This window comes from Candidatus Omnitrophota bacterium (assembly GCA_021735655.1).
In the GTDB taxonomy this organism is placed as follows: Bacteria; Omnitrophota; Gorgyraeia; order Duberdicusellales; family 4484-171; genus JAHKAJ01.
On sequence record JAIPGM010000001.1, the window covers coordinates 1 to 25,752 of the forward strand.

The following is a 25,752-nucleotide window of genomic DNA, read 5'->3' on the forward strand; positions in this document are numbered from 1 at the left end:
GGGTATTTGAAGATTTTAGTAATTTTAAATTACAATCTGATAAAAAAGTTTACCATTTATCTCCAGCCTAATGTAGGGCTTGCGATAAATGGCTTGATATTTTGAGAGTAGAATATACTGGACAATTAACATAGGAGAATCTAATGACTAAAAACTATCTAGACTTCTTAAATCAAAGGCTTAATTCGGAAAATTTAAATAAACTTATTGCTTTAGAAAATCCGGAATTAATTAATTTTATTGGCGAATATATAGAGTTGTGTAATCCTGAGTCAGTATTTGTCCGTACTGATTCCTCGGAAGATATTGCCTATATTCGTGAGAAAACAATTAGCTTAGGTGAGGAAAAGGAACTGGCTATCGAAGGCCATACTTGTCATTTTGACGGTCCGCTTGATCAAGCTCGCGATAAGAAAAATACTCGTTATCTTGTACCTAAAGGATCTTCTTTAGGTAAAACTTTAAATAGCATTGATAAAGAGGAAGGCTTAATTGAGATAAAGGCTACCTTAAAAGATATAATGAAAGGCAAAGAGATGTTTATTTGCTTTTTTTGCCTTGGACCGGTTAATTCAGAGTTTTCAATATCGGCAGTTCAGATTACTGATTCATCATATGTATCTCATTCTGAGGATATCCTTTATCGGCCTGGCTATGAGCAGTTTAAAAAGTCAAAGTCTAGCGAATTTTTTAAGTTTGTTCATAGCGCCGGCGATCTTGAGAATTGTGTTAGCAAGAATGTAGATAAAAGAAGAGTATATATAGATTTAGAAAATAATTTAGTTTATAGCGCTAACACCCAATATGCTGGAAATACAGTTGGTTTGAAAAAGCTATCCCTTCGATTAGCAATTCAGAAAGCTTCTCGCGAAGGTTGGTTGGCTGAACATATGTTTTTAATGGGGGTTCACGATGCTCAAGGCAAAAAATCTTATTTTGCCGGAGCTTTTCCGAGTATGTGTGGAAAAACCTCAACCGCTATGCTTAGCGGAGAGACAATAGTTGGTGACGATATTGCTTATTTAAGAATAAGAGATAACAAGGTTTATGCAGTTAATGTTGAGCGGGGAATATTTGGTATAATTAAAGATGTAGGCTCTAAAGATGATGCCCTTTTGTTTAAATCTTTAACTAAAGAGGGTGAGGTAATTTTTTCTAATATCTTAATCGATCAGGCTAAGACTCCATATTGGATTGGCAAAGACGGTGAAGTCCCGGCAAGAGGTGTTAACTATTCTGGAGATTGGCAATCGGGTAAATGTGATTCAAAAGGAGTTGAGATTGCTCCATCGCACAAGAATGCTCGTTATACAATTAGGCTTAAAGATTTAGAAAATGTTGATGAGAACTTAGAAAGTTCACAAGGTGTTGAAGTTAAGGGCTTAATTTATGGCGGTAGAGATTCAGATACTTCAGTTCCGGTTGAGCAGGCATTTTCCTGGCAACAAGGGGTTGTGACTAAGGCAGCAAACATAGAGTCAGAGACAACCGCAGCAACCCTAGGGGCTGAAGGTGTGAGAGTTTTTAACCCGATGTCGAATATTGATTTTCTTTCAATTCCTTTAGGAAAGTACGTAGATATTAATCTTGAGTTTGGTAAAAAGGCAACAAAAGCCCCGGCAATTTTTTCAGTCAACTATTTTTTAAGAGACAAGCAGGGTAAATTTTTAAATGCAATTCAGGATAAGCGTATTTGGCTTAAATGGATAAACTTACGTTCAGAGGGTAAGGTTAAGGCTTTAAAATCTCCCACTGGATTAATTCCTAAATATGAAGATTTAAAAGCTTTATTTTCTGAGGTATTAAAGAAAGATTATTCTCAGGTTGATTATAATCAGCAGTTTAAGATTAGAATTTCTGAAAATCTTACTAAGATTAATAGAATAAAAGCGGTCTATCAAAAAGCTGAGAATATACCTCAAGAGCTATTTCAAGAACTAGACGCCCAAGAAGCACGTTTGAAAGAGGCCCAGGCTAAGTTAGGTGATTATATCGAACCAGCTAAGTTAGAGGAGGTATCATGATTAGTGATTTAAAAGTATTTCGACAGGGAAAAGTTCGTGATGTCTATGACTTAGGTGATAAGCTCTTGATGGTAGCCACTGACCGGATTTCCTGTTTTGATGTTATCTTACCGACTCCTATTCCTGACAAAGGAAAAGTTTTAACCGAACTATCACTTTTCTGGTTCTCACTCTTAAAAGGCACAGTAGCCAACCATTTAATTACTACTGATGTAGTTGATTTACCTGATAGTGCTGTGAATGATAAAAATTATCTTGCTGGTAGATTTATGATTGTTAAAAAATGCAAGGTTGTTCCTTTTGAATGTGTAGTAAGGGGATATCTTTCCGGTTCTGGTTGGAAGGAGTATAAAAAGTCTCAGAGCGTTTGTGGAATAGAACTACCTTCTGGGTTAAAAGAGTCAGAAAAGTTACCTGAGCCGATATTCACTCCGGCTACAAAAGCTGAAGTTGGACATGATGAGAATGTTAGCTTTGACTACATGAAAGATAAAATCGACCCGGATTTAGCCGCTAAAATTAAGGAAATAAGTATAATTATATATAATAAAGCAGCCGATTATGCTTTAAGTAAAGGAATCATCATTGCTGATACTAAGTTTGAGTTTGGCTTAGACGGAGATAATTTAATTTTAATCGATGAGGTTTTAACTCCTGATTCCTCGCGTTTTTGGCCTAAAGCTGAATATGGGCCAGGGCGTTCGCAGGCCTCATTCGATAAGCAGTTTGTTCGTGATTACTTAGAGACTTTGGATTGGGATAAAACTCCGCCTGGTCCTGATTTGCCTGAAGAAATCGTTAAGAAAACTCAAGCTAAATATCAAGAAGCCTTACATTTATTAACTAGTTAATCCTTCGCCTTAGACATTTATAGTTGACCAATCGTTAATTCTATAGTATCTTATTAAAAATTATGAAGATAGTAGTTTGCATAAAACAAGTCCCTGACACAACCGACGTTAAGATTAACCCCGAGACTAATACCTTAATCCGCGAAGGGGTTGCTTCAATTATCAATCCTTTTGATATGTATGCGATTGAGGAGGCGGTTCGTTTAAAAGAACGCTTTGGCGGAGAGGCAATCGTGGTTACCATGGGCCCGCCACAGGCTGTTGACGCTCTTCGGGAAGCCTTATCTTTAGGCATTGATAAGGCAATTCACCTTTCAGATCGGGCTTTTGCTGGTTCAGATACTTGGGCAACCAGTTTGATCTTAGCTAGGGCAATAAAGAAAATTGGAGATTTTGACTTAGTTATTTGCGGTAAACAAGCTTCAGATGGTGATACTGCTCAAGTTGGGCCGGGAATCGCTGCCCACATTGATTTACCACAAGCTACTTATGTGCGAAGGATAGATACGGTTCATCTTGATACCACTCCCAGAATAATGGTTGTTGAACGATTACTTGAGGAAGGCTATGAGTTGATAGAGTTACAGCTTCCGGCAATGATTACAGTAGTAAAAGAGATAAATGAACCACGACTTCCTTCTCTGCGTGGGAAGATGGCAGCCAGAAAGGCGGATATTCCTACTTGGAGTAATAAAGATTTAGCTATTGATGAGAACAGAATAGGCTTGATCGGTTCGCCGACTCAAGTAGTTAAAATATTCACTCCGCCGCCTAAGGAAGGTGGCCAAATGCTTGAAGGTGAGCCTGAGGAGATTGTTAGCAAGCTAGTTGAGGAAATCAAAGATATATTATGAGTGGTATAAGAGTAATTCAAGATAAATGTGTTGGCTGTGGGCTCTGCTTGAAAGTTTGTCCGACCACAGCGATTACGCTATCTGATAAAAAAGCAGTTATTGATTTAGATAAATGTACTCTTTGCGGAGCTTGTCTGGATAGCTGTAGTTTTAAGGCAATTATAATTGAACGTCAAGCGGTAGTAATTGAGGAAGATATTTCTCAATATAAGGGGGTTTGGGTTTTTGCTGAACAAAGAGATGGGGTTGTTTCCTCGGTTGCTTTTGAGCTGCTCAACAAGGCCCGTCAGTTAGCAAACGATTTGGGAACTTATGTCGGAGCAATATTCTTAGGAGAAGCTATAACCGATAAGGCTCAAGAGCTTATTTATCGTGGGGCTGATAAGGTATTTGTAATTGACTCACCGGCGCTTAAGCATTATATTGCCGAGAATTATACTAAGGCAATTGCTGGCTTAGTCGGAAAGTACAAGCCGGAGATTATCTTAGCCGGAGCAACCACAACCGGAAGAAGCCTGGTTTCAAGGATTGCCGTTGGTATTTATGCTGGCTTAACTGCTGATTGTACTGGCTTAGATATTGATAAAGAAAAAAAGATTTTAATCCAAACCCGGCCAGCCTTTGGTGGAAACATTATGGCTCAGATTATTTCACCTAACTTTCGGCCTCAGATGGCGACAGTTAGGCACAAAGTGATGCCGGAATCTGAGCGTGACTCTAAAAGAACTGGTGAAATTATCGAGGAATCATTTGACGAAAAGGGCAAGGATGAAAGGATAAAATTTCTCGACTTCATCAAAGAAACCATTGCTACGGTTAACTTATCCGAGGCTGACATTATTGTTTCTGGCGGCCGAGGCTTAGGCGATCAAAAGAACTTTGCCTTGGTAGAAGAGTTAGCTGAGGCGCTCGGTGCTGCAGTCGGTTCGTCTCGAGCCTGCGTGGACGCTGGCTGGATTCCTTATTCGCATCAAGTCGGACAAACCGGAAGAACGGTTTGCCCTAAGATTTATATTGCTTGTGGCATATCTGGTCAAATCCAGCATTTGGTTGGAATGCAGTCGGCAAAAGTAATCATTGCTATCAATAAAGACCCGGACGCACCGATTTTTAAAGTTGCTAATTATGGCATCGTTGGAGACCTATTTAAGGTGATCCCACTTTTAATTAAAAAAATTCGGGAAATTCACGGTAAATAGTGTTATAATTTATGTATGTATCTTAAAGAGCTCGAAATCTTCGGTTTTAAATCCTTCCCGCAAAAAACTAGTCTCAAATTTGAATCCGGCATAACAGTAGTTGTAGGGCCAAACGGTTGTGGAAAAAGTAATGTTTTTGATTCAATCAAATGGTCGCTAGGTGAGCAGAGTCCCAAATCTTTACGAGGAACAAAGATGGAGGACATTATTTTTAATGGCACAGAGCATCACCCGCCCTTAAACTATGCTGAAGTAAATCTTGTCTTTTGCAATGAGGATAAGTATCTGCCGATAGACTTCAGAGAAGTTTCAGTAGGCCGCAGACTTTATCGATCCGGAGAGAGTCAATACTTTATCAATAAAAACGTAGTTAGGCTCAAAGATGTTCAGGAGCTTTTTATGGGTACTGGTATTGGCGAATCTACCTATTCTTTTGTTGAGCAGGGTAAAATTGAGATATTTTTAAGCTATAAGCCTGAAGATAAACGTCTTATTTTTGATGAAGCCAGTGGTATTGTAAAGTATAAAGAGCGGAAACGGGAAACCATGCGCCGACTTAAGGAAGCTGAGGATAATATGTTGCGCCTGGATGATATTCTTTCTGAGCTTAAGCGTCAGATTCGGTACCTAGAACGTCAAGTCGAGAAGGCAAAGAAGTATAAGGAAGTCCAGCATGAGTTAGTAGAGGTTGAGAAAAAAATTGCTAGCTTGCAAGTCAAAGATTTAGAGGAAAAAATAAATAAGGTTCTTGATGGTTTGAATGATTCTAAAGCAAAAGAATCTGATAAGGATGAACAGCTAAAAGAGGTTAATCAAAAATGGGAGGAACTGCATACTGAGTTAAAATCTTTAAGAGGAGAGCTTGACCAGGCTAGTGCAGCGGTCGCATCTCTGCAGGCTCAGACCGAGAGTGCAACCAGCAATATTGCGGTTAATAAGCAAAGGATAGAGGAACTTACTCAACGTAATAAGAATTTAGAGCTAGCTAAAATAAATCTTAACCAGCGTTTTGATTTGCAGAAAGAACGTAATCGCACTGAAAAAGAGCGTTTAGCCGGGATTGACGGAATTATTACCCAAACTGATCAAGTTATCGAAAACTACCGACAAGAAAAAGAGTCTCTTTTAGATAAAGTTAGTCTGGTTAAAAACAAAAGTAAGGATTATAAAGAAACAATATTAGAGTCAGAAAATAAGAAAGCCCATCTTCATAATGTATTAATTGAGATCCAGACTACCCTTTTAACCTTGGCTAATCGTAAAAAGAGACTTCTTCTCGATAAGGCAAAATTAGAAACTATGCTTAACGAAAATCGTCAGCGTCTTAACGAGAGCCAACAGGCCTACAGTGAAGCTGGATCTAGATTGGAAGGGCTTCAAAATAAGAAAAATAACTTAATTGCACGGAAAAAACAGATGCTATCTTTGATCGATGATACTAAGAATAGTATTTTTGATAAAGAAAAGGAATTGCTTGAGCTTAATGCATCATATGAGTTTTTAAAAGATCTAAAGGTAAAATATGAGAATTTTTCGGTTAAGAAAAAGATAACCGTTATCTTTGATGAAGAACCTAAGGATATTAATAAGCTTGTTGCTTCGATCGGTGATGTCACTTTTGTAAAAGAAGCTGGAGGCTACAGAGCTGAAATAGAAGCGAAGGTTATTTCTTTCGAAGAGAAACAACTCCAAGATAGGATAACCGCGGTTAGGGTTGAGATTGATGAACGCAATTCTCGTCTTGGTAGTTTTGAACAGGACAAGAAAAGATTGAGTGAAGATTTATCGAATGAGGTTATAGAGCTAGAAGAGGAAAAAAGAAAATTTCAGGATGCTGATCAAAGAAAGAATACCTGTCAGAGAGAATTAGACCGGCTAGAAGAAGAGGCCGAGCTGCTTACCCAAGAGACTAAAACTACGTTTGATGAAATCAGCGATTCCGAAAGAAAGCAAGCGGCGATTAGTCAAGAGGCTGATGTAGCTGAAGAGGTATTGGCTGCGGTAAATCAAGAGTTGGTTGAGGCCCAAAACACAATAAGTCAAGCCTTAGAAAGAGTTAATGAGATTGATGTTGAAACTGCCAGAAGTCATGCTCAAAAACAGTCTTTAGTCAAAGAGAAAGAAACTTTAGAATCTAACATTACCCTTTTCCAAAGTGAAATAGGTGATATTCAAAGTAACCTTAACCAGGTTGATCAAGAAAAATCCCAAAGTCTAGAGCGGGTGAATTTTTTCGGTAACGAAATAGTTGGGCTTGAACTAAAAATTACTGAGTCAACTACTGCAATTTCTCAACAGCGTCAGGTTAAGGATTCGCTAGAGAAGAAGGAACTCGGCCTGCTTCTAGAGGTGGATAAAGCTAAAGCCGGTTTGCAGATTTTTGAAAAAGAAAGACAAGAGCTGCGCACCGCTACTTATAATAAAAAATTAGAAATACAAAGTTTGGAATATGAGAAACAAAAAGTAGCTGACTATATAAAACAGGTTTATAATATTGAATTTAATTCATCAGAAATAGAGTTACCCCAGAACAGCCTAGAAGATTTAGGGTTTAGCAAGGAAAAATTTCAGAAGCGGATTAAATCTTTGGGAGAAGTAAACTTAGTTGCGATTGAAGAATTTGAGGAGTTAAAAAAACGCGAGGAGTTTTTGGAGACCCAAAAGAATGATTTAATTACTTCTAAGGATAATCTTAAAAAGGCTATTCAGAAGATTAACCGCACTTCAAAAGAGCTATTTTTAGATACTTTTAATAAGATTCAGGTGGAGTTTAAACAACACTTTAAATTTCTTTTTAACGGCGGTCGAGCAAATCTTACCTTAGTAGATCCGGAGAATGTTTTAGAGTCTGGGGTTGAAATCGAAGTCCAGCCGCCGGGCAAAAAATTACAGAATGTTTCACTTTTGTCAGGAGGTGAAAAAGCTCTAACGGCAATAAGTTTAATTTTTGCTATTTTTAAGGTAAGACCATCACCGTTGTGCGTACTTGATGAAATTGATGCCCCTTTAGATGAGGCTAATGTTGATCGATTTAACCACCTATTAAAGAAGTTTTCATCCTTCTCTCAGTTTATTCTAATCACCCACAATAAGAAGAGTATGAGCAACGCCGATGTTTTATACGGTGTTACCATGCAAGAGAAAGGCATCTCTAAATTAGTATCGGTTAAGTTTGCTGAAGATGCTGAAAAAGCTCCGGCCAGCAGGTAGTTTAAGAAAAGCCCCTAGTTTGATTCTAGAAATTTTTTTGACACAACATAAACATTGCCAGTCATAAATCCAGAATTTTTTAAATTTATTGTTACATAATCGTTGCAATTGATAAAATTAGCGAAATCTGATAGGTTGGGCGAAATTCGGTTATGGCTAGATATAAATTTTTGCACTTCTTTATGGTTTTTGGTTGCCATTAGAAAAGCCTTTACCATTGGGTAAGTCGCTGGTGAATTAGTCTTTCTGTTGAAGGCCTGGCTTTCTTCTTCTGTAAATTCTCTGAACTGACGCTCTGCAAGCGGCCATTCGGGATATTTTGTCGATAAGCTCCAAGAGAATAGTTCAGTGGCAGCTTTGTTAGCTAGCATTCTTAATTGAGGTGTAGTAAAGATAGCTCTTATTGCGGTTAAGTCTGCGAAGTTGGTTTTAGAGTCGAGCGAAGGATTGTCATTACCGTAGTTGAAGGCAAAATGGTGAAGCAATTTATTGAAATGATGTATTAGTTCGGGATCGCCACTAGCATCAACTTTTTTAGCGAGCTCTATAATTTTTTCTTGAAATCGGGTTAATTCAGAATCGTTATAACCAAGAGTCACTCCACCGCCAATACTTTGCTCTCCTGGTGCCAGCTTTAAGCCGTAAAGATTATCTAAGGAGTGGCTGAATTCATGTTCGACAATGGCTGGATGAAAAAATGCTTCATAGATATGGACTCCGAGATCTGGTCTAAAAAAGCCTAAAGGCAGGTGTTCTTTTTCAGGTTCTTCTTTTTTTTCTTTAAAGTATTTTCCTCCCGGAGGATTAGAATTTCTTAGTTTTGCATATTCATAAAGGTTGCTGTGAACAGTTATTTTTTTTGGCTCGCCATCGAGATCACCGTTTGGATAGTAGTAGAGAACTTTTTCCCCTTTTTTGTTGGCCGCTCCCAGATCAGCTGGGGAGTTTGCAATCATTATTTCTCTTTGGCCGTCATGAACGGAAACAATACCAAGCTTTTTGTACTCGGCTTTTACTCCGGGATTTTTTAGAGTTTCGCGTGTTCGGTTTTTATGATTTTTCGAGGATTCGCCTTTTTGCGGTTTTGTATGTTGTTGATCTAATTGTTTTACTTGAGATTTTTGTTCTGGGGTGAGCTCTTTATTGCTAACATGAGTGGGTGCAAATTGTGCCATTCTAATAGCTATTGAAAGATTTGTAAATCCTTCAGCTAGAACTTTTTGACTATAGAAAGGTAAACTTAAGAATATCCCAAAAATAATGATTTTATAGCTTGTTTTTTCCATGGTTTCGCCTCTCCGAAGGGTTACCTTTTAAAGATAACATGTATTACATGGAGATTAAAGGTGGATTTGGGATTAGTTTGCAAACGTTTTCAGGTAAGATTTTAAATTTTTTAAGCTAGAACTACTCGATTTTTACCTTGGCCTTTAGCTGTGTAGAGGGCTTCATCGGCTCGTTCAATGAGGGTTTTTTTATCGGTTGCATCTTCGGGGAATGAGGAGATTCCAATACTTACGGTAAACTTACTTTCCAAAAAGTTACTTCTGGCTATCGATTTTCTGATTCTTTCGCCTAAGAGGAGGGCGTCCTTTTTGTTGCTGCCCGGCAAAATCAGTGAAAATTCCTCACCACCGTAGCGGCAAAGAACATCAAACTTACGGCAGTTTTTTTGAATTATCTGGCTTATTTTTTTCAAGGCTAAGTCTCCTTGAGTGTGACCGCGGGAATCATTAAACTTTTTAAAGTCATCCAGGTCAATCATCATTGTTGATAAAGGTAACTTTGAAGAGGTGGCGTTAGTCAGCTCTTCGTCGAGCTTATATTGAAAGTAGCCATAGTTCCAGAGGCCGGTTAAAGAATCACTGTGTGATTTGGTAAGTGTATTTTCAAAATCTTTAGAGTTTTCAATTGCTCCTTGGGCTTCTTCCATAAACATATTAAAAGTTTTTAGATCGTTATCGCTTATGGCTTGCTTGGTAATATAGTTGTCTACTACCATGATTGCTATGGGTTTACCTTTTATCCAGAGGGACAAAATAAGACTTTCTTTAAGGTTAAGTTTTTCTATTATTGGATCACTTTTAAGCTTATCACTATTTTTCTTTTTTATGTGGATTGTTTCTTTTTTTTCGAGAGCTTTAAATAGGAGGCCGGATTTTTTGTTAAGCGGAAAGCTAAGTGACTGAATGAATTCCATAAATTTAGGTTTTTCGGTAAGTTTCTTTACGTGGCGGTAGTTATCAATTAAGTCGTAGAGATCTTTTTTATCTTCTTCGATTGCTTCCCAGATTTCTCCGGCCTCTTGAGCGTCAATTGGGCCAATGCCCATAAAACCATCTATTGATTTTTTTTCTTGGTTAACGAAAAAAATAGCTGCCCGGTTAAATCTTAAGCCCTCATGGGCAGTGAGTCCGGTTAAGATGATGTAGATTATTTCATCTAGGCGCAGGGTCGTGCGCATGGCCTTGGTGAGTTCATAGAAGACGTAAAGTTGGGAACGGACCCTTTCTAGCTCATTTTTTAGTCTTTGGATTTCTTCTTCCACAACTCTCTAAATAACACATTTAGCTTGAAAAGTCAATCTTTCACTTAACTTTTCTAACTCTTCTGGTACAATAGGTCAATTATGACTCCTGATAAGTTTAAACTTTCCAGCTATAATTTTAATATTCCTAAAAGCTTAATTGCTCAGGAACCGGTTCGGCCTCGGGATAGTTCGCGGATTTTAGTTTTAGACTGTAAGAAAAAGCTTACTCAGCAAATGATTTTTAGCGATATCCTTAGTTTTTTTAATCCCGGTGATGTCTTGGTTTTAAATAATACCGAAGTAATCAAAGCTCGTCTTATTGGCCAAAAAGCCCAAGGTTTAAAGGTCGAGTTATTATTACTTAAAGAGGTGGCCAAAGATACCTGGGAGGCTTTAGTTAAACCGGGAAGGCGCCTTCGTCCAGGGGATAGAATTATTTTTGTTGAAGACAAGTTCGAGGCTGAAGTTGTTGGCCGAACTGATCAGGGCGGGCGTTTGATTAAGTTTTATTGTTCGGATTTTAAGAAGTTCCTGGATCAGTTTGGAGAAATGCCTTTACCTCATTACATAAAGAAAAAGATTTCTAAGCCCGAAGACTATCAGACTATTTATGCTCGGCAGCCGGGGGCAGTTGCCGCGCCAACTGCTGGGTTGCATTTTACTAAAGAGTTACTTAGCCAGCTTAAGGATAAGGGGACAAGGATAGTAAATGTTACTCTTCACTGTGGTTTGGCAACCTTCCGACCGGTTAAGACCGACGATATTCGAAATCATAAAATAGAGTCAGAGTGGATAGATATTTCTAAGGCGGCTTGCGATATTATTAATTCAGCAAAGCAAACTGGCAGAAAAGTTTTTGCCGTAGGGACAACAGCAATTAGAACTTTAGAAACGGTCAGTTTTTTGGATAGTAAAGCTGAGGCTAATTATCAAGTTAAGCCTTTTTGCGGTGAAACTAGTCTTTACATTGTTCCCGGCTATAAATTTAGGATAGTTGATGCAGTCATTACTAATTTTCATACTCCTTGTTCTAGTAATCTCATCTTGATGTCTTCTTTTTGTGGTTTAGCGGCCTTGAGAAAGAGCTATTTACAGGCAGCAACCAGCAAATTCCGCTTTTTTAGCTTCGGCGATGCAATGCTAATTATCTAAATTTTTTCATATTGCATTGCGCCACAATGAGTTAGGTAAGATAAAAAAAAGGTGTCTTTTCTTGACCAATGGCTCTATTTTTAATATAATAGAAACTTGCTATCTTAGGGCTTAAAAAAGTAATATTTTAAGCCGAATCTGCTAGTGTAAACTTTTATTTCCCGCAACTACACTTAAGGAGGATATAAGATGAATAGCGATTTGATGAAGAAGAGAACATTTCTTATTTGCGGACATGCTCAGTCAGGAAAGACTTCTTTAGCTGAGAGTTTGCTGTTTAAGTCAAAGGCGGTAAATCGTTTGGGAAGTGTAGACTCCGGCACTTCAATAAGCGATCATGAGGATGACGAGAGAGATCGCAAAAGCTCGATTAACCTTTCGATTCTTCATGCTGATTATAAAGGAAATAGTTTACAGTTTATCGATGTTCCGGGATATCTAGATTTTATCGGTGAGTTAATAACATCTTCGCGGGTAGTTGATTTCGCAATTATTGTAGTTGACGCTGTTGAGGGTGTGAGCGTGGGTACTGAAAAAGCCTGGGAAATTTTGCAAGCTCAAAAAGTTCCTTGCATGTTTTTTATTAATAAGTTAGACAAAGAAGATACTGATTATAAGGTAACTTTAGCCGATATTCAAAAAAGCCTAACTAAAAAAGCGAGAAGTTTAGTTAAGGTCGAGGGCGATAAGTTAATAAATATTTTAAAAAATAAAGATATGGACCCGACTCTCTATAGTCAGATTGCCGAAAGCGTTGCTGAGAGTGACGATGTTCTTCTAGAGAAATATCTAGATAAAGGTGCTTTAGAAGATGAAGAACTTCGGGTTGCTTTGGATAAAGCAGTTACCAACTCTTTATTCTTTCCGGTAGTTGGTGGTGTGGCTACTAAAGAGCTCGGGACCGATACTTTATTAGAGGTAATTACCGAAATCATGCCGGCAGTAGGTGAGTCAGCCGGACGCCTAGCTAAGGATAAGTCTGATCAAGAACTGGTTATTAAACCTAAACTCGAGGAGCCATTTAGCGCTCAGGTATTTAAGACGATTGTTGACCCTTTTGTTGGCCAACTTACGATATTCCGTGTTTTTTCGGGGAAAATAAGCTCTAATAGTGAGTTTTTTAATGTTACTAAAGATGACAAGGAAAAGTTTGGCCAGCTTTATGCCTTGCAAGGCAAGCAACAGATTGCGGTTGATGAAGTTTCGGCTGGCGATATTGTAGCTGCAGCAAAATTAAAAAATACTTTTAGTCAAGATAGCCTCTGCGCTTCATCACGGCCCGTAAATTTTCCGATTCCTGAATTTCCTTCTCCAGCTTATTCGGCTTCAGTTAAGCCAAAAACCAGGCAAGATGAGGAAAAAATATCAGCGGTTTTAGCGCGCTTGACTAGTGAAGACCCGACTTGTAGCACATCGCGAGATGCTCAAACCAAAGAGCTAATTATTTCCGGAATGGGAGAGTTGCATATTAATGTGATTATTGGAAGGATGAAAAGAAAATATCAGGCTAATGTGGAATTGGGAACGCCTAAAGTACCTTATTTAGAAACAGTTACCAAGTCGGTGGATGTTTCTCATCGCTACAAAAAACAAACTGGCGGTAAAGGCCAATTCGGTGAAGTTTTTATTAAAGTTGAGCCTTTAGAGCGCGGCAAGCAGTTTGAGTTTGTTAATAAGGTTGTCGGAGGAGCTATCCCGCGTAATTTTATTCCTTCAGTCGAGAAAGGTATTCGTAAGTCAATGGTTAAAGGATTTCTAGCTGGCTATACGATAGCCGATATTCGGGTGATACTTTATGATGGTTCTTATCATCCGGTTGACTCTTCAGATATGGCTTTTCAGATTGCTGCCTCAATGGCTTTAAAGAAGGCTTTTGACCAAGCCGGAAGTGTTTTACTTGAGCCAGTTATGAATGTTGAGATTACCGTTCCTGAAGAATTTATGGGTCAGATTACCGGTGACATAAGTTCTCGACGCGGTCGAGTATTAGGAATGGAAACTAAAGGCAAGAATGATGTGGTTAAGGCACATATACCTTTAGCTGAGATGTTTAAATATGCCTCTGATTTGCGTTCATTTACCGGCGGTAGAGGAACCTATACTATGAGTTTTGATAGTTATGAAGTTGTTCCGGCCCGAATTACTCAAGGGATTGTTGAGCAATCTAAAGCTGCCAAAGAAGAACAACATGTGTAAAACCCAGGAGCGGATACCAAAATAGGTGAAGATATTTAATTTAGGATTAGATTTAGAGCCGGGAAAGCAAGTTTATAAATCAAGTTGTTTTGAAAAGTTAGTTGAGAAGTTTTCTCCTAAAAAATCAACTCCTTATCCGGTTGAGTTTGTCGATAGCGATATTGATCAATCAGAGGCAATAGTTCTTGCTGAGAGTAAGCGGCTTGATTTGATTGTTACCGATTTAGAAAAGATTGAAACCCGACTTTCACGTTGTGAAAGTGAGGCTGAGAAGCTGCTCTTCAAAAAAGCACAGGTAGCCTTAGAAGCGGAAGAGCTTCTTTGTGATCTTAATTTATCCGATTCTGAGAAGACGCTTTTAAAGACTTTGCCACTTTTAACTTTTAAACCTTGCCTGGTTAAAAACGAAGTCGCTGATATCAACAGTTTGATTGGGGAAGTAATTCAGAAGTCAGGATTAATTTTATTTTTTACTGCCGGTAAAAAAGAGGTTCACGCTTGGAGTCTAAAAAAAGGTGAGCTTATATTAGAAGCTGCCGGAAAAATTCATAGCGATTTGAAACGTGGTTTTATCAAGGGCGAAGTGGTTAATTGTAAGGATTTAGATAGTTTTTTCAATTTGGCCGAGGCTCGTTCGCGAGGCTTTGTAAAGCTGGTAGATCGCGATTACGTAGTTGAGGAAAACGATATTATTGAAATAAGGTTTAATGTGTAATTATGTTAAGAATAAGAAGAGCTTTAATTAGTGTTTGGGACAAAAAGGGAATAGCTGACTTTGTAAAGAAGTTGGTTAACTTTAATGTTGATGTAGTTTCAACCGGTAAAACAGCCACCTTGTTGCGTAAAAGCGGTGTGGTGGTTAAGGAGGTAGCGACCCTTACTTCGTTTCCGGAGATACTTTCCGGAAGGGTTAAGACGCTTCATCCTAAGGTGTTTGGAGGGATTCTAGCTAATAAAAAACATCCGTTACACATGGAGGAAATGCGTGGGTTGGGAATATATCCTTTCGACTTGATAGTGGTTAACCTTTATCCTTTCGTCGAAAAAAGAAAAGAACGTTTAAGTTGCGATGAGATGATTGAGTATATTGATATTGGTGGTCCGGCAATGCTCAGGGCTGCGGCTAAAAATTTCAAAAACGTTGCCTGTATAAGTTCTTCGGCCCAATACAAAATGGTACTCGCTGAGCTTGAAAAAAATAACGGTTTTATATCTACTGAGACCTTAAGAATTTTGGCTCAGGAAGCTTTTTATCTTACTAAAGAGTATGACAACTCCATCTATAATTATTTTCGCGGTAAGGATATCGCTACTTGGAATTTTGAAGAAGCTTGGCGACTTCGCTACGGAGAGAATCCTCATCAAAAAGCTTCTTTATATAAAATGGTTGAGGCGGATACGGCCGATTTTAAGCAACTTCAAGGTAAGGGGCTTTCTTATAATAATTTTCTTGATCTTGATGCGGCGATGAGCATGGTTAAGGAATTTTCAGAACCGGCCGCGGCAATTGTAAAGCATGCTTCTATCTGTGGTGTTGGAGTTGACCGTAAACTCTCCGGTGCTTATAAAAAATCTTATAACGCCGATAAACTTTCCAGTTTTGGTGGCGTTGTTGGTTTAAATCGTAAAGTCGACAAGGAAACCGCTACTCAGATTATTAAAAGCGAGTTCAAGGAATGTATTATTGCTCCGGCTTATTCCAAAGAGGCTTTAAAGTTATTTGCACCCAAAAAGAACTTACGGGTTTTAGAGGTTGATTTTAATAAAAAAGTATCATTTAAGGAAGCCCGCGGGACTTCGTTCGGATATCTTATCCAAAGTCAGGATAATTCTACTTTTGATAAAAATTCTTTGAGGGTAGTTACTAAAAAGAAACCTGGCTCTCGCGAGATGAAAGATCTTATTTTTGCTTGGAAAGTAGCTAAATTCGTAAGGTCGAATGCGATTGTTATCGCCAAAAACAGTGCTGTTTTAGGGGTTGGTGGCGGTCAACCTTCCAGGGTTGGTGCAGTAAAAATAGCCTTGAGTAAGGCTGTTTCTTCGTCCAAGTTAGCAGTTTTAGCTTCAGACGGATTTTTTCCTAAAGAAGATTCAATCCAAGTAGCTTATCGAAAAGGAATCAGAGCTATTATTCAGCCTGGTGGATCAATAAAGGATGATGAGATTATAAAAGTTTGCGACAAGCTGGGTATAGCAATGATTTTTACCGGCATCCGTCATTTCCGCCATTAAAACTTATTTTTAAAGTTTCTGCCTCCTGAAAATGATTACTAATTATTGTCAAGCTCGCGGCTATCTAGAAGACTTCATTAATTATGAAAAAACCACCAAGTTTAACTATAAAAATTCTTTTAAGTTAGAAAGAGTGCGTTTTCTTTTCAAGCAGCTTAAAATACCCTATCAGGATTTAAAAGCCATACATATCGCCGGAACTAAAGGTAAAGGTTCAACCGCTAAAATTTGCGCACAAAGTTTGATTGCTTGTGGATTTAAGGTTGGATTATATACCTCACCGCATCTTTTTGATTTTAGGGAAAGGATCAGAGTCAACCGGAGAATGATTTCCAAAGAAGATTTGGTGAGAATAGTTGAAGGCTTAAGAAGTAAAATTGAAAAAGGAAAGTTATCGCCGAAATTAGGTCAGTTAAGTTTTTTTGAAATTTACACAGCGATAGCTTTTAAATATTTTTTGGAAAAAAAAGTAGACTACGCAGTAATCGAAACCGGCCTCGGCGGAAGGCTTGATGCAACCAATATCGTAAAGCCAAAAGTTTCAGTCATTACCCATATTGGCTATGACCATACTGATCTTTTAGGTCGGAGGCTTTATCAAATAGCTAAAGAGAAGGCCGGCATAATAAAAACTGGAGTACCGGTGGTCTGCGCTAAGCAGCAACCTTCGGTTTTAAAGATAATTAAACAAATTGCCAAGGTAAAAAAAGCGCCGCTTTTTCTTTTAGGGCGTGATTTTAAAGTTAATAAGCTGCGTCTTAAGGCAGCGGCTACGGTTTTTGATTATGTTGATCGAAACAATAATAAGTTGAATAATTTAAGTTTACCTTTTTTAGGAAGCTATCAAGCTGATAATGCAGCCTGTGCCCTTTGTGCTTATTTTTTATTAAACAACAATAAGCTGCAGGTTAATAAACTTAATCGTTATTTTGATAGGTTAAATCTTGAGGGTAGGTTTGAGCTAATTTCACAAAAGCCATTAGTTTTAGTTGATGTTGCCCATAATCCTTCTTCTTTCTCGGCGCTCAGTGATAATTTAAAGCTGTATTATCGTTCAAAAAAAGTTATTTTAATCTTTGGCTGTTTGAAAGACAAAGCAGCTAAAGTAATGCTAGAAAAAATACCCTATCAAAAGTTAATCTTAACTAGTTTCAAGAACCCCCGGGTCGCTGATCCGATTAAGCTTAAAAAATATGCTAAAGGCGAAAGTATAGTGACTTCTAATCTTCGCCAAGCCTTAGTAATAGCTAGGCAGCTTTATAAAGAAAATTTTTTAATTTTAATTAGTGGGTCTTTGTTCTTAGTAGCTCAAGCAAAGCGGGTTGTTAAAACCAGTGGCTTTTTTGGAAATTTTAGCTAAAATGTTTTTGCAATGAATGAGTCTAAATTAAAGAAATACAATTCAATCGATACTATAGTCGCCCTTGCTACTTTTCCTTCTGCCTCAGCTTTAGGGGTAATTAGAATTTCCGGAAAAGCGGCCATAAAGATTGCTTCAAAAATATTTAAGCCGGCCAACAAAAAAGATATTCGTAAAGTTAAAGGCAACAGTCTTTTCTATGGTTGGATAGTGGAGAGAACTAAGGCCAAAAAACCAAAGCTAAAAACTGGATTAGTTGTTGATGAAGTTATGCTAAGTCTAATGAGGAAGCCACGTTCTTATACTAAGGAAGATGTGGTTGAGATTTCTGCCCACGGTGGGGTGTTGGTTCTGAATAAGATTTTAGAGTTAATAATCGAGCAGGGTGCTCGCCAGGCTCAAAGAGGTGAGTTTACCTATCGGGCTTTAGTCAATGGGCGTATAAATCTTATTCAGGCTGAGGCAGTTAGAGATATTGTTGAAGCAAGGTCTGACCAAGGTCTGAGGTTAGCCCAACAGCAGCTCAAGGGCGAGCTCTCAAAAGAAATAGATTTAGTTAAACAGGATTTAAAAGAGCTATTTTCTCAGGTTGAAGCCTATATCAATTTTCCTGAGGATGAGCTAAAAATTTCAACAGGTCTTATAAAAAAGCAGATCAACCAACTCAAAAATAAACTTGATAAGTTACTCATCGGATCTAAAGATGCCAAAATTTTAAAAGAAGGCTTAAGATGTATTATTTGTGGAAAAACTAATGCCGGAAAGTCGACCCTTTTTAACTGCTTGCTTAGAGAAGAAAGGGTCATTGTGAGCAGGATTCATGGCACCACTCGGGACGTAATCGAAGAAACTATAAATATTCGCGGCGTGCCTTTAAGGATATACGATACGGCTGGTTTGATTGAGCCCAGGGATTTGGTTACTAAAAAAGCGATAGCTAAAACTAACCAAAGTTTTGACTCGGCGGATTTAATAATTCTTATGCTTGACGGTTCGCGTAGTTTAGATAAAGATGATTTATTCTTACTTAACAAAATAAAGGATAAGAATGTGATCATTGTTATTAATAAAAGGGATTTAAAGCAAAAACTTAAAGCGGAAACCATTGCTAACTTTAAAAAGCCTAAAGTTTTTCTAAGCGCTTTAAAGAAAAAAGGCATTAAGGATTTAGAAAAAGCTGTATTTAATAGTGTATATAAAAACGGCTTGAATCGAGAAAATATTATTTTCCTTAATCATTATCAGGAACAGTTTTTAAAAAAAGCCGTAGAGAGTATTACTGAGGCTAAAGATTGCTTTGAGTCTGACGATGCCATTGATTTAGTTGGATGTTCTTTAAAAGAATGTTTAGATAGTCTAGCTGAACTAACTGGCGAAGTATATTCAGAGGAGATTCTAGAGAATATATTTAGCAAGTTTTGTATTGGTAAATAAGGGGGCATGATGGATAAGAAAAGAATCGAAAAAGGAATCAAAATGATTTTAGAGGCAATTGGTGTAGACTTAAAAAGAAAGGACATCGCCGCAACTCCTAAGCGAGTTGCTGACATGTATCAGGAAATTCTTGGCGGTCAATTTAAAGATGCTTCCTCAGAACTCGAAGTTATCTTAGAACAGAAGCACGATGAGATTATTCTTTTAAAAGGTATTCCTCTTTATAGTATGTGTGAGCATCATTTGCTTCCTTTTATTGGCAAGGCCCACGTAGCTTATATTCCCGATAAAAGAATTACTGGTTTGAGTAAGATAGCTCGCGTAGTTGATACTTTGGCTAGACGGTTGCAAGTTCAGGAACGGCTTACTACCGAGATTGCCGATATAATTATGAAAAAGTTAAAACCAAAGGGGGTTATGGTGGTGATTGAGGCCGAGCATCTTTGCATGTCAATGCGCGGAGTTAAGAAGGCTGGGACTACCACCACGACCTCAGTAGTTAGAGGGGTATTTCGTACCAACCAAAAGACTCGGGGTGAAACTTTGAGTCTGATAGCTAGATGAAGGGGGCTGTTGATAAATGGTAATAACTACTAAAACCGGCGACAAAGGAAAAACTTCTCTTTGTCGGGGTAAGCGAGTTGCTAAGGATAGTTTAAGGATAGAAATCTGCGGAATTCTTGATGAGCTGAACTCTTATTTGGGAATTTCAAAAAGTCTGACTAAGGATATAAAATTAAAGCAGATTGTTGAATCGATTCAAAAAGATTTATTTATTATTGGCGCAGAGGTTGCGACTGAAGCAAGGCACCGAAAACAACTTAAAGTCAGGATAGATAATAAATTTATAGAACGTCTTGAAGAGTTAATTGAGCAGCTTGAGGAGAGTTCAATTTGTTCTAGCTTTTGTTTTTGTTTGCCTGGAGCAAACCCGGTTTCCAGTAGTTTGGATGTTTCTCGTGCTTTAGCCCGCAAGCTAGAGCGAAGGATAGTAACTTTAAAGAGAAAAAAGTTTATAAATAATGATTTTGTTTTAATTTATTTAAATAGACTATCTGATCTTCTTTTTTTGTTTGCTCGCAAGACAACAAAGAAATTTTCTAAAAAGAAATGAAAGAAGCAATGTTTTACGAAAAGTTGGCTGATCAAAAGGTACATTGTTATCTTTGCGCGCATCACTGCCAGATAAATCCGGAAGGCTTTGGTATCTGCCAAGTTCGTCAGAATAAAGACGGTAACCTTTATAGTTTAATTTATGCTCGAGTTGCCGCCGCTAATATTGATCCGATTGAAAAAAAACCACTTTATCATTTTCATCCGGGAAGTTTTGCTTATTCTATAGCCACCTTGGGCTGTAATTTTAAATGTGGGTTTTGTCAAAATTGGCAGATTTCTCAAGATCCGCAAAAATCGATTAGTTTATATAACCCAATAGAGCCACAAGAAGTTGTGAATTCAGCTAAATCGAGCAACTGTTTAAGTATCGCCTATACCTATAATGAGCCGACTGTTTTTTTTGAGTATGCTTATGACGTGGCGAGACTAGCTAGGATTGCTGGTCTTTTTAATATTTTTGTGACCAACGGCTATATGTCTAAAGAGGCAATTATTAAAATCGCTCCTTATCTAGATGCTGCTAATGTAGATTTAAAAAGTTTTCGCCAAGAGTTTTATCAAAGAAACTGTAAAGCCCAGCTCACCCCGGTTCTTAATTCAATTAAGTTACTCAAAGAGTTTGGGGTTTGGGTTGAGGTGACGACCTTGGTAATTCCCGGTGAGAATGATTCTGAGGCCGAGTTGACTGATATTGCTAAGTTTATTTATTCAGTTGACAGAGATATACCCTGGCATATTAGTGGATTTCATCCGGACTATAAGTTTATCGATCATAAACCCACTAATTTAGAAACGTTAAAAAAAGCTAAAGCTATCGGCGAGGCCTCGGGGTTAGGCCATGTATATCTAGGAAATGTGGTTAATGTTTGAGGATATTTGATGATTGATTATTTTTTATTTTTAGTTTTTATTATTTTTTCAGCTTTTTTTTCAGCTTCCGAGACAGCTATTTTTTCTTTAAGTGCTAGCCGGTTAAATCGTCTGAAAGAGCAACATCCCCAAGCTCGTCTAGTTGTTAAACTGCTTAAGCGACCGACTCGTCTTCTTTCGGCAATTGTTTTTGGTAATTTACTAGTTAATATCGGATTAACTTCTTTGGTTACTTCTTTGTTTGTCAGTCGCTTAGGTCAAAACGGCCTTTTTCTAGCGATTTTGGTTAGCGGTCTAGCCATTCTTTTTCTAGGTGAAATTTTTCCCAAGACTTTTGCTATTTATTTAGCTGATAAAATTTCTTTGCGGTTTTCGCCTCTGCTGGCAGCTTTTTCTAATGTTTTTTATCCGGTCATTGCCGCTATCGATTCAATAGTTCACTATTTTTCTTCTTTTATTATTAGAAAGCATAAGCGGTCAGTCTTGACTGACGAGGAATTTAAAACTGCCTTGCTTTTAAGTCGCAAGGCCGGTCAGATTTCCGAACAGGAAGAAGATTTAATCAGTAATCTTTTAGAATTTAAAGATACCCAAGCATCAGAGATTCTTACCGCTCGGATTGATATAAAAGGTATTGATTCTAAATTTACTCAGAGTCAAGTATTAACGATTTTAAAAGAGCAAAAACATTCTAAATTTCCAGTTTATGAGGGTTCCTTAGATAATATTGTTGGAATTCTTTATAGTAAAGATTTATTTTTAAATCCCGATACTGACTATCACGAGTTTTTGCGAAAGCCTCAGCTTATTCCTGAAAGCAAAGGTATTGACGATATCTTAAAACTTTTTCTGAAAACTAAAGATCGAGTCGCGATTGTTCTTGATGAGTACGGCGGAACTCAAGGTTTAATTACTGCCGAAGATATCGTTGAGGAGATTTTCGGTGAAATTTATGATGAGTTTGAAAAAATAGATAAGCCTTTGGAGCATATCGGTCCGGGCCTTTGGCGAGTCCATGGCAAAGCCCCGATTAAGACGGTTAATTTAGAGTTAGATTTAGAACTGCCAGAAGAAGAAGACACGATAGCTGGGTTTTTACTTTCAGAGATGAAAAGGATTCCTAAAGTCGGTGAACAATTTAATTTTAAGAGTGCAAGAAAAACGATTAATTTTTATATCGAACGAGCTACTGTCAGAAGAATAGTTGCAATTAGAATAGAGGATAAAACAAAAAAATGATTTATCTTTATTTGTTAGGTTGTTTGGGCTGTGTGGTTTTACAAGGCTTCTTTGCTGCTAGTGAAATTAGTTTTATTTCATCGCGCAGCTTAAGCTTGCGTCATCGTCAAGCCAAAGGAGATGTAAGAGCTAAGCAGGTTTATCAGCTAATTCTTAAACCGGAACGATTCTTGGCGACTACATTAATTGGAACAAATATTTCGGTAGTAATTAGTACAAGCTTGTTAACTTTTTTTATGATTCAATCAGGCTTTGAAAATAGTAATTTTTGGATAACTTTTATCTTTACCCCGATTGTAGTAATTTTTGCCGAGCTTATTCCTAAGAATATCGGTAGGTTTTTTAGGGAGGATTTTAGCTGCCAGACAGTTTCCTTGATAAGTTTTTTTGAAAAGCTATTTTTATTTTTAGTTAAGTTAAGTGAACTATCTAGTCGTTTTTTAGTTAGAATTTTTATTAAGCAAGCTAAATATCGTTCTCCTTTTGTGACTAAAGAAGAAATTAAATCTTTAGTGAAAGAAATTGAAAGCCAAGGCGGGATTGATCGTAGCGAGAAAGAAGCAATCGAGGATGTGTTTGAGTTTAGAAGTGATAAGATTAAAGATACTTGTGTAATTTTTAAGAAGCTGATTGCTTTTGATTACACTGATTCCTATCAGCGACTTCTCGAAATCGTTAGAAAGAATGAGTTTACTCGTTATCCGGTTTTAAAGAATAAAGAAGTAGTTGGTTATGTCAATGTTTATGATTTGTTTTATAATCCCAAGAAGAACTGGCAAGAGTTCATTCGCCCGATAACTAAGGTTGGCTTAAATCAAAAGTTACATGAGATTTTTAACATTCTTCAAGCAAAAAAAGAAGGAATCGCCCTGGTCATGAAAGGGGGCAAGCCTTACGGTATAGTTACTATCGGTAATTTAATTCGGGAAGTTATGACTTCAATTATAAAATAAAAGGATTAGGTCCTTTTATTTCTCATTTATATCCTTACGTTTATCTGTAAACAGTTACAAAGCAGCGTTGGAATAATCTTATATTTTGCCAAACATTATGTTATATTTGGCTGGTATACCTAATGGCTAGAAGAGTAAGCTCTAATTTTTGGGGAGTAAAATCAAAAATATATATTACTGTATTGATAATAATTGCTGTCACTTTTTAGCTTTAATTATGAAAAGAAGAAAAAGCTTATAGTTATATTCGTGCCTGAGGGCGTTAATTTTTATTTTAAGTTTTTTTGCTTTTTTAGCAGTTCTTGCTATTTCCGACTCTTATGCCCGTGATCTTGAAAGCGGCGGGAGTAAACTGATCACGTCTTCACCAGGAAATCGCCAAGTTAAATCGTCTCCAAAAGGTAAACCAGAAGTTAGCAAGCCTTCGGCGAAGGTTCCACCTAGGCAAGCAGAGAGAACAGTTAAGGTGTCTTCATCAGTAGCCAAACCTTCTTTCCAAAGGCCAAAGCTTCAAAAACCTCAACTTTCAGCTTCAAAACCAGCTATACCATCAACGATTGAGTCCCCAGAAGCCACTAGCAATAGTCTTCAATCGGGAAATGGATCTTTAGCGCACAAAGCATCGCCATCTTTACCAGAGGTGCCTACAGCTGTTCCTTCAGAAAAAACTTCTGATGAGCAAGCTAACCAAAGTTGGTCTGCCGAAAAGGTAGCGCAATATTATTTCCAGAGTAAGCTACAGGAAGTCTATGGGACGACTGAGCAGTTTGAAGGAATGAATATGCAGCAGTTGCGGACAGCAGCTTATAAGGTCGGAGTAGCTGATCCGGTGATGGACCGGGAGCAGTTTATCGAAGAGATGAACTTCGCCACAGGTGGGCTTTTTAGCGGAATGGTATTAAAAGATAGCGATGTTGAGAATTATATTCTTTTAGAGGGCTATAGTCTTGGTGTGTATGTTACCGAAGATAGCTATACAGCAAAAATTGATGGACGCGATATCAAGGTAGATTTTGGAGAAAGAATTTATACAACTCCAGAGGGCAGGTATGATGGCTGGAGTGGTTTTTATGGCGGTGATGCTATTTTTGTTGATAAGATCGGTAGCATTAAATTTTCTCAAAGAGAAGGGGTTAGTCTTAAAGATACTATGGGAGATTTTTTGACTCATGAGTTCGATCATCAGGCTCGACAAACCTGGCTGAATAAGTTAAGAGAAACCGATAACAGGCTAGATTCTTTTACAAAGCTTCAAGCATCAGATTATGTCACTGGAGCTAATAAAGATCTCTATTGGCGGGCAGTGGATGAAACTTTGGCCTACCTTCACCAGATCGCTGAAAGTAAAATGTCACCTAAGTCGATAATGAAGGTTCTCTTGATGCACTCATATTCTTGGCGCACGAAAGATGAATATGATTTAACCGGCAAGGTTCTTACTCGGGAAATTTTCACCTCACTAGGGTATCGAGACTTTTTAGTTAAGGAATATACCGAAAAGTATATTAAGGAGAATGACTTAGAAATGATGCGTAGATTGGCCAGGTATGACTTTGGAGATAAGGTTAATCAGATGTCCTTGGCACAATTGGCTAAAGTCAGTGCCGGCAAAATAATTGATTTAGACTTAGAAGATGGGGTTGTCTGGGAGCATAGGGATTGGCATGAATTGCATGATAAGTTTATGGGGCAGCTTAAAGATACTGACATGCGCAAAACAGCCACAGGACTTTATCAACAATTATACGGAGGTAAAATTCCGGAGATTAAATCTTCAGATATTTTAGAACGGCATTTTAGTCGTTCTAAAAATCAAACTGGCAACCAAATATTTGGTAAATATATGATTGATAAAGTATTTAAAAATGCTAATGTTTTTGAATCAGATTTTAACTAGTGATTGAAATTGGGAGTTAAATCATTCTATTTAAGAGATGATTTCTTTTAACTCTTTAGCATTGATGCAGGTTATCCCTAATTTTTGGGCCCAGGTAACAAGTCCGCCATCAACTGTAGCTATATGAGCGTCAAGCTCTTTGGCTAAAAGAATAAGGTCAAAGTCCTGTCGAGAGTCAATAACTCCCTCACGAAGAGCTGCTCGGTATTCCTGACGCAGAGTTTTTATTAGGTCTTCATCTTTTTGCTTGTCGGTTGAGTGAGGGGCTGATAGTGCCCGTCGGCTATATTTTTCAGCAATCCTTAAGCCTTTATTGATCCTTGAGCGCATTTCTTCAATAAATTCATATACTAGTATGGCCGGAACTGAAGACTGATAAGAGGATGGTGGTTTTTTGTTGATTATGGTTGTTTTTTTCTCCGACGGCATTTTTTCAATAAAACTCGATAGTTCTTCATATACCGAGGGTGGGATATAGCAGCTGATTTGTTTTTTGTCGGCTACGATGTCTAGGAACTCACTAAGGGCCTTTTTGGGGGTTGCTCCAAAGTGACAGCGAGCATCAGGGTTGACAAAAATACTGGTATCCAGTACAATTTTGGTCTGTTTCATGAGCTATATTGTAAGGCACAATT

The 25,752-nt window shown here is 37.8% G+C and carries 20 protein-coding genes; 17 read left to right on the plus strand and 3 right to left on the minus strand.

The window, feature by feature from the left end; all coding sequences use genetic code 11:
- The first annotated feature begins 143 nt into the window (after nt 1-143).
- The 5 genes from K9L86_00005 to K9L86_00025 all read left to right on the plus strand — a co-directional run bounded on the left by K9L86_00005 (nt 144) and on the right by K9L86_00025 (nt 8,138).
- Nucleotides 144-2,024, plus strand: a complete 1,881-nt coding sequence (locus K9L86_00005) for a phosphoenolpyruvate carboxykinase (GTP) (protein ID MCF7907248.1) — start codon at nt 144-146, stop codon at nt 2,022-2,024.
- Nucleotides 2,021-2,875 carry a phosphoribosylaminoimidazolesuccinocarboxamide synthase gene (locus K9L86_00010; GenBank protein MCF7907249.1) on the plus strand — a complete coding sequence of 285 codons (855 nt, stop codon included), beginning with the start codon at nt 2,021-2,023 and terminating at the stop codon, nt 2,873-2,875. The genes K9L86_00005 and K9L86_00010 overlap by 4 nt, the downstream gene beginning before the upstream one ends.
- A gap of 62 nt (nt 2,876-2,937) precedes the next feature.
- Nucleotides 2,938-3,729 carry an electron transfer flavoprotein subunit beta/FixA family protein gene (locus K9L86_00015; GenBank protein MCF7907250.1) on the plus strand — a complete coding sequence of 264 codons (792 nt, stop codon included), beginning with the start codon at nt 2,938-2,940 and terminating at the stop codon, nt 3,727-3,729.
- Nucleotides 3,726-4,928, plus strand: coding sequence for an electron transfer flavoprotein subunit alpha (locus K9L86_00020; protein ID MCF7907251.1), 1,203 nt, complete (start codon nt 3,726-3,728; stop codon nt 4,926-4,928). The genes K9L86_00015 and K9L86_00020 overlap by 4 nt, the downstream gene beginning before the upstream one ends.
- Nucleotides 4,929-4,943: 15 nt before the next feature.
- Entirely contained in the window at nt 4,944-8,138 is a 3,195-nt protein-coding gene (locus K9L86_00025; protein ID MCF7907252.1) for an AAA family ATPase, read from the plus strand.
- 14 nt (nt 8,139-8,152) lie between these two features.
- Here K9L86_00025 and K9L86_00030 read toward each other — a convergent pair whose 3' ends face one another.
- Together K9L86_00030 and K9L86_00035 are read right to left on the minus strand one after the other, a co-directional pair.
- Entirely contained in the window at nt 8,153-9,424 is a 1,272-nt protein-coding gene (locus tag K9L86_00030; protein MCF7907253.1) for a hypothetical protein, read from the minus strand.
- A 110-nt stretch (nt 9,425-9,534) separates the two neighbouring features.
- Nucleotides 9,535-10,686, minus strand: coding sequence for a GGDEF domain-containing protein (locus K9L86_00035; protein MCF7907254.1), 1,152 nt, complete (start codon nt 10,684-10,686; stop codon nt 9,535-9,537).
- 81 nt (nt 10,687-10,767) lie between these two features.
- On the opposite strand from K9L86_00035, the gene queA reads away from it, so the two are divergent.
- From queA to K9L86_00095, 12 genes are all read left to right on the plus strand, one after another.
- Nucleotides 10,768-11,820, plus strand: coding sequence for a tRNA preQ1(34) S-adenosylmethionine ribosyltransferase-isomerase QueA (gene queA / locus K9L86_00040; protein ID MCF7907255.1), 1,053 nt, complete (start codon nt 10,768-10,770; stop codon nt 11,818-11,820).
- Nucleotides 11,821-12,009: 189 nt separating this feature from the next.
- On the plus strand, nt 12,010-14,016 hold the full coding sequence (locus K9L86_00045; protein MCF7907256.1) for an elongation factor G: 2,007 nt from the start codon (nt 12,010-12,012) through the stop codon (nt 14,014-14,016).
- A 25-nt stretch (nt 14,017-14,041) separates the two neighbouring features.
- Entirely contained in the window at nt 14,042-14,731 is a 690-nt protein-coding gene (locus K9L86_00050; protein MCF7907257.1) for a DUF933 domain-containing protein, read from the plus strand.
- Nucleotides 14,732-14,733: 2 nt separating this feature from the next.
- A complete protein-coding gene (gene purH / locus K9L86_00055) occupies nt 14,734-16,248 on the plus strand; it encodes a bifunctional phosphoribosylaminoimidazolecarboxamide formyltransferase/IMP cyclohydrolase (protein ID MCF7907258.1) in 1,515 nt (504 codons plus the stop codon).
- A 31-nt stretch (nt 16,249-16,279) separates the two neighbouring features.
- Nucleotides 16,280-17,608: a bifunctional folylpolyglutamate synthase/dihydrofolate synthase gene (locus K9L86_00060; GenBank protein MCF7907259.1), complete on the plus strand. Its 1,329-nt coding sequence runs from the start codon at nt 16,280-16,282 to the stop codon at nt 17,606-17,608.
- Between the two features lie 12 nt (nt 17,609-17,620).
- The gene (gene mnmE, locus K9L86_00065) at nt 17,621-19,042 is read left to right on the plus strand and encodes a tRNA uridine-5-carboxymethylaminomethyl(34) synthesis GTPase MnmE (GenBank protein ID MCF7907260.1); all 1,422 of its coding nucleotides are present in this window, start codon (nt 17,621-17,623) and stop codon (nt 19,040-19,042) included.
- Nucleotides 19,043-19,048: 6 nt separating this feature from the next.
- Nucleotides 19,049-19,606 carry a GTP cyclohydrolase I FolE gene (gene folE, locus K9L86_00070; GenBank protein MCF7907261.1) on the plus strand — a complete coding sequence of 186 codons (558 nt, stop codon included), beginning with the start codon at nt 19,049-19,051 and terminating at the stop codon, nt 19,604-19,606.
- A 16-nt stretch (nt 19,607-19,622) separates the two neighbouring features.
- Nucleotides 19,623-20,156 carry a cob(I)yrinic acid a,c-diamide adenosyltransferase gene (locus K9L86_00075; protein ID MCF7907262.1) on the plus strand — a complete coding sequence of 178 codons (534 nt, stop codon included), beginning with the start codon at nt 19,623-19,625 and terminating at the stop codon, nt 20,154-20,156.
- Nucleotides 20,153-21,028 carry an AmmeMemoRadiSam system radical SAM enzyme gene (gene amrS, locus K9L86_00080; GenBank protein ID MCF7907263.1) on the plus strand — a complete coding sequence of 292 codons (876 nt, stop codon included), beginning with the start codon at nt 20,153-20,155 and terminating at the stop codon, nt 21,026-21,028. Before K9L86_00075 ends, amrS begins: the two co-directional genes overlap by 4 nt.
- Nucleotides 21,029-21,037: 9 nt before the next feature.
- Entirely contained in the window at nt 21,038-22,267 is a 1,230-nt protein-coding gene (locus K9L86_00085; GenBank protein ID MCF7907264.1) for a hemolysin family protein, read from the plus strand.
- Nucleotides 22,264-23,220 (plus strand): CNNM domain-containing protein, encoded by a 957-nt coding sequence (locus tag K9L86_00090; protein MCF7907265.1) that lies wholly within the window; start codon nt 22,264-22,266, stop codon nt 23,218-23,220. Before K9L86_00085 ends, K9L86_00090 begins: the two co-directional genes overlap by 4 nt.
- Nucleotides 23,221-23,686: 466 nt before the next feature.
- Entirely contained in the window at nt 23,687-25,117 is a 1,431-nt protein-coding gene (locus tag K9L86_00095; GenBank protein MCF7907266.1) for a hypothetical protein, read from the plus strand.
- Between the two features lie 30 nt (nt 25,118-25,147).
- Here K9L86_00095 and K9L86_00100 read toward each other — a convergent pair whose 3' ends face one another.
- A complete protein-coding gene (locus K9L86_00100) occupies nt 25,148-25,729 on the minus strand; it encodes an RNA ligase partner protein (GenBank protein ID MCF7907267.1) in 582 nt (193 codons plus the stop codon).
- Nucleotides 25,730-25,752 lie beyond the last annotated feature (23 nt).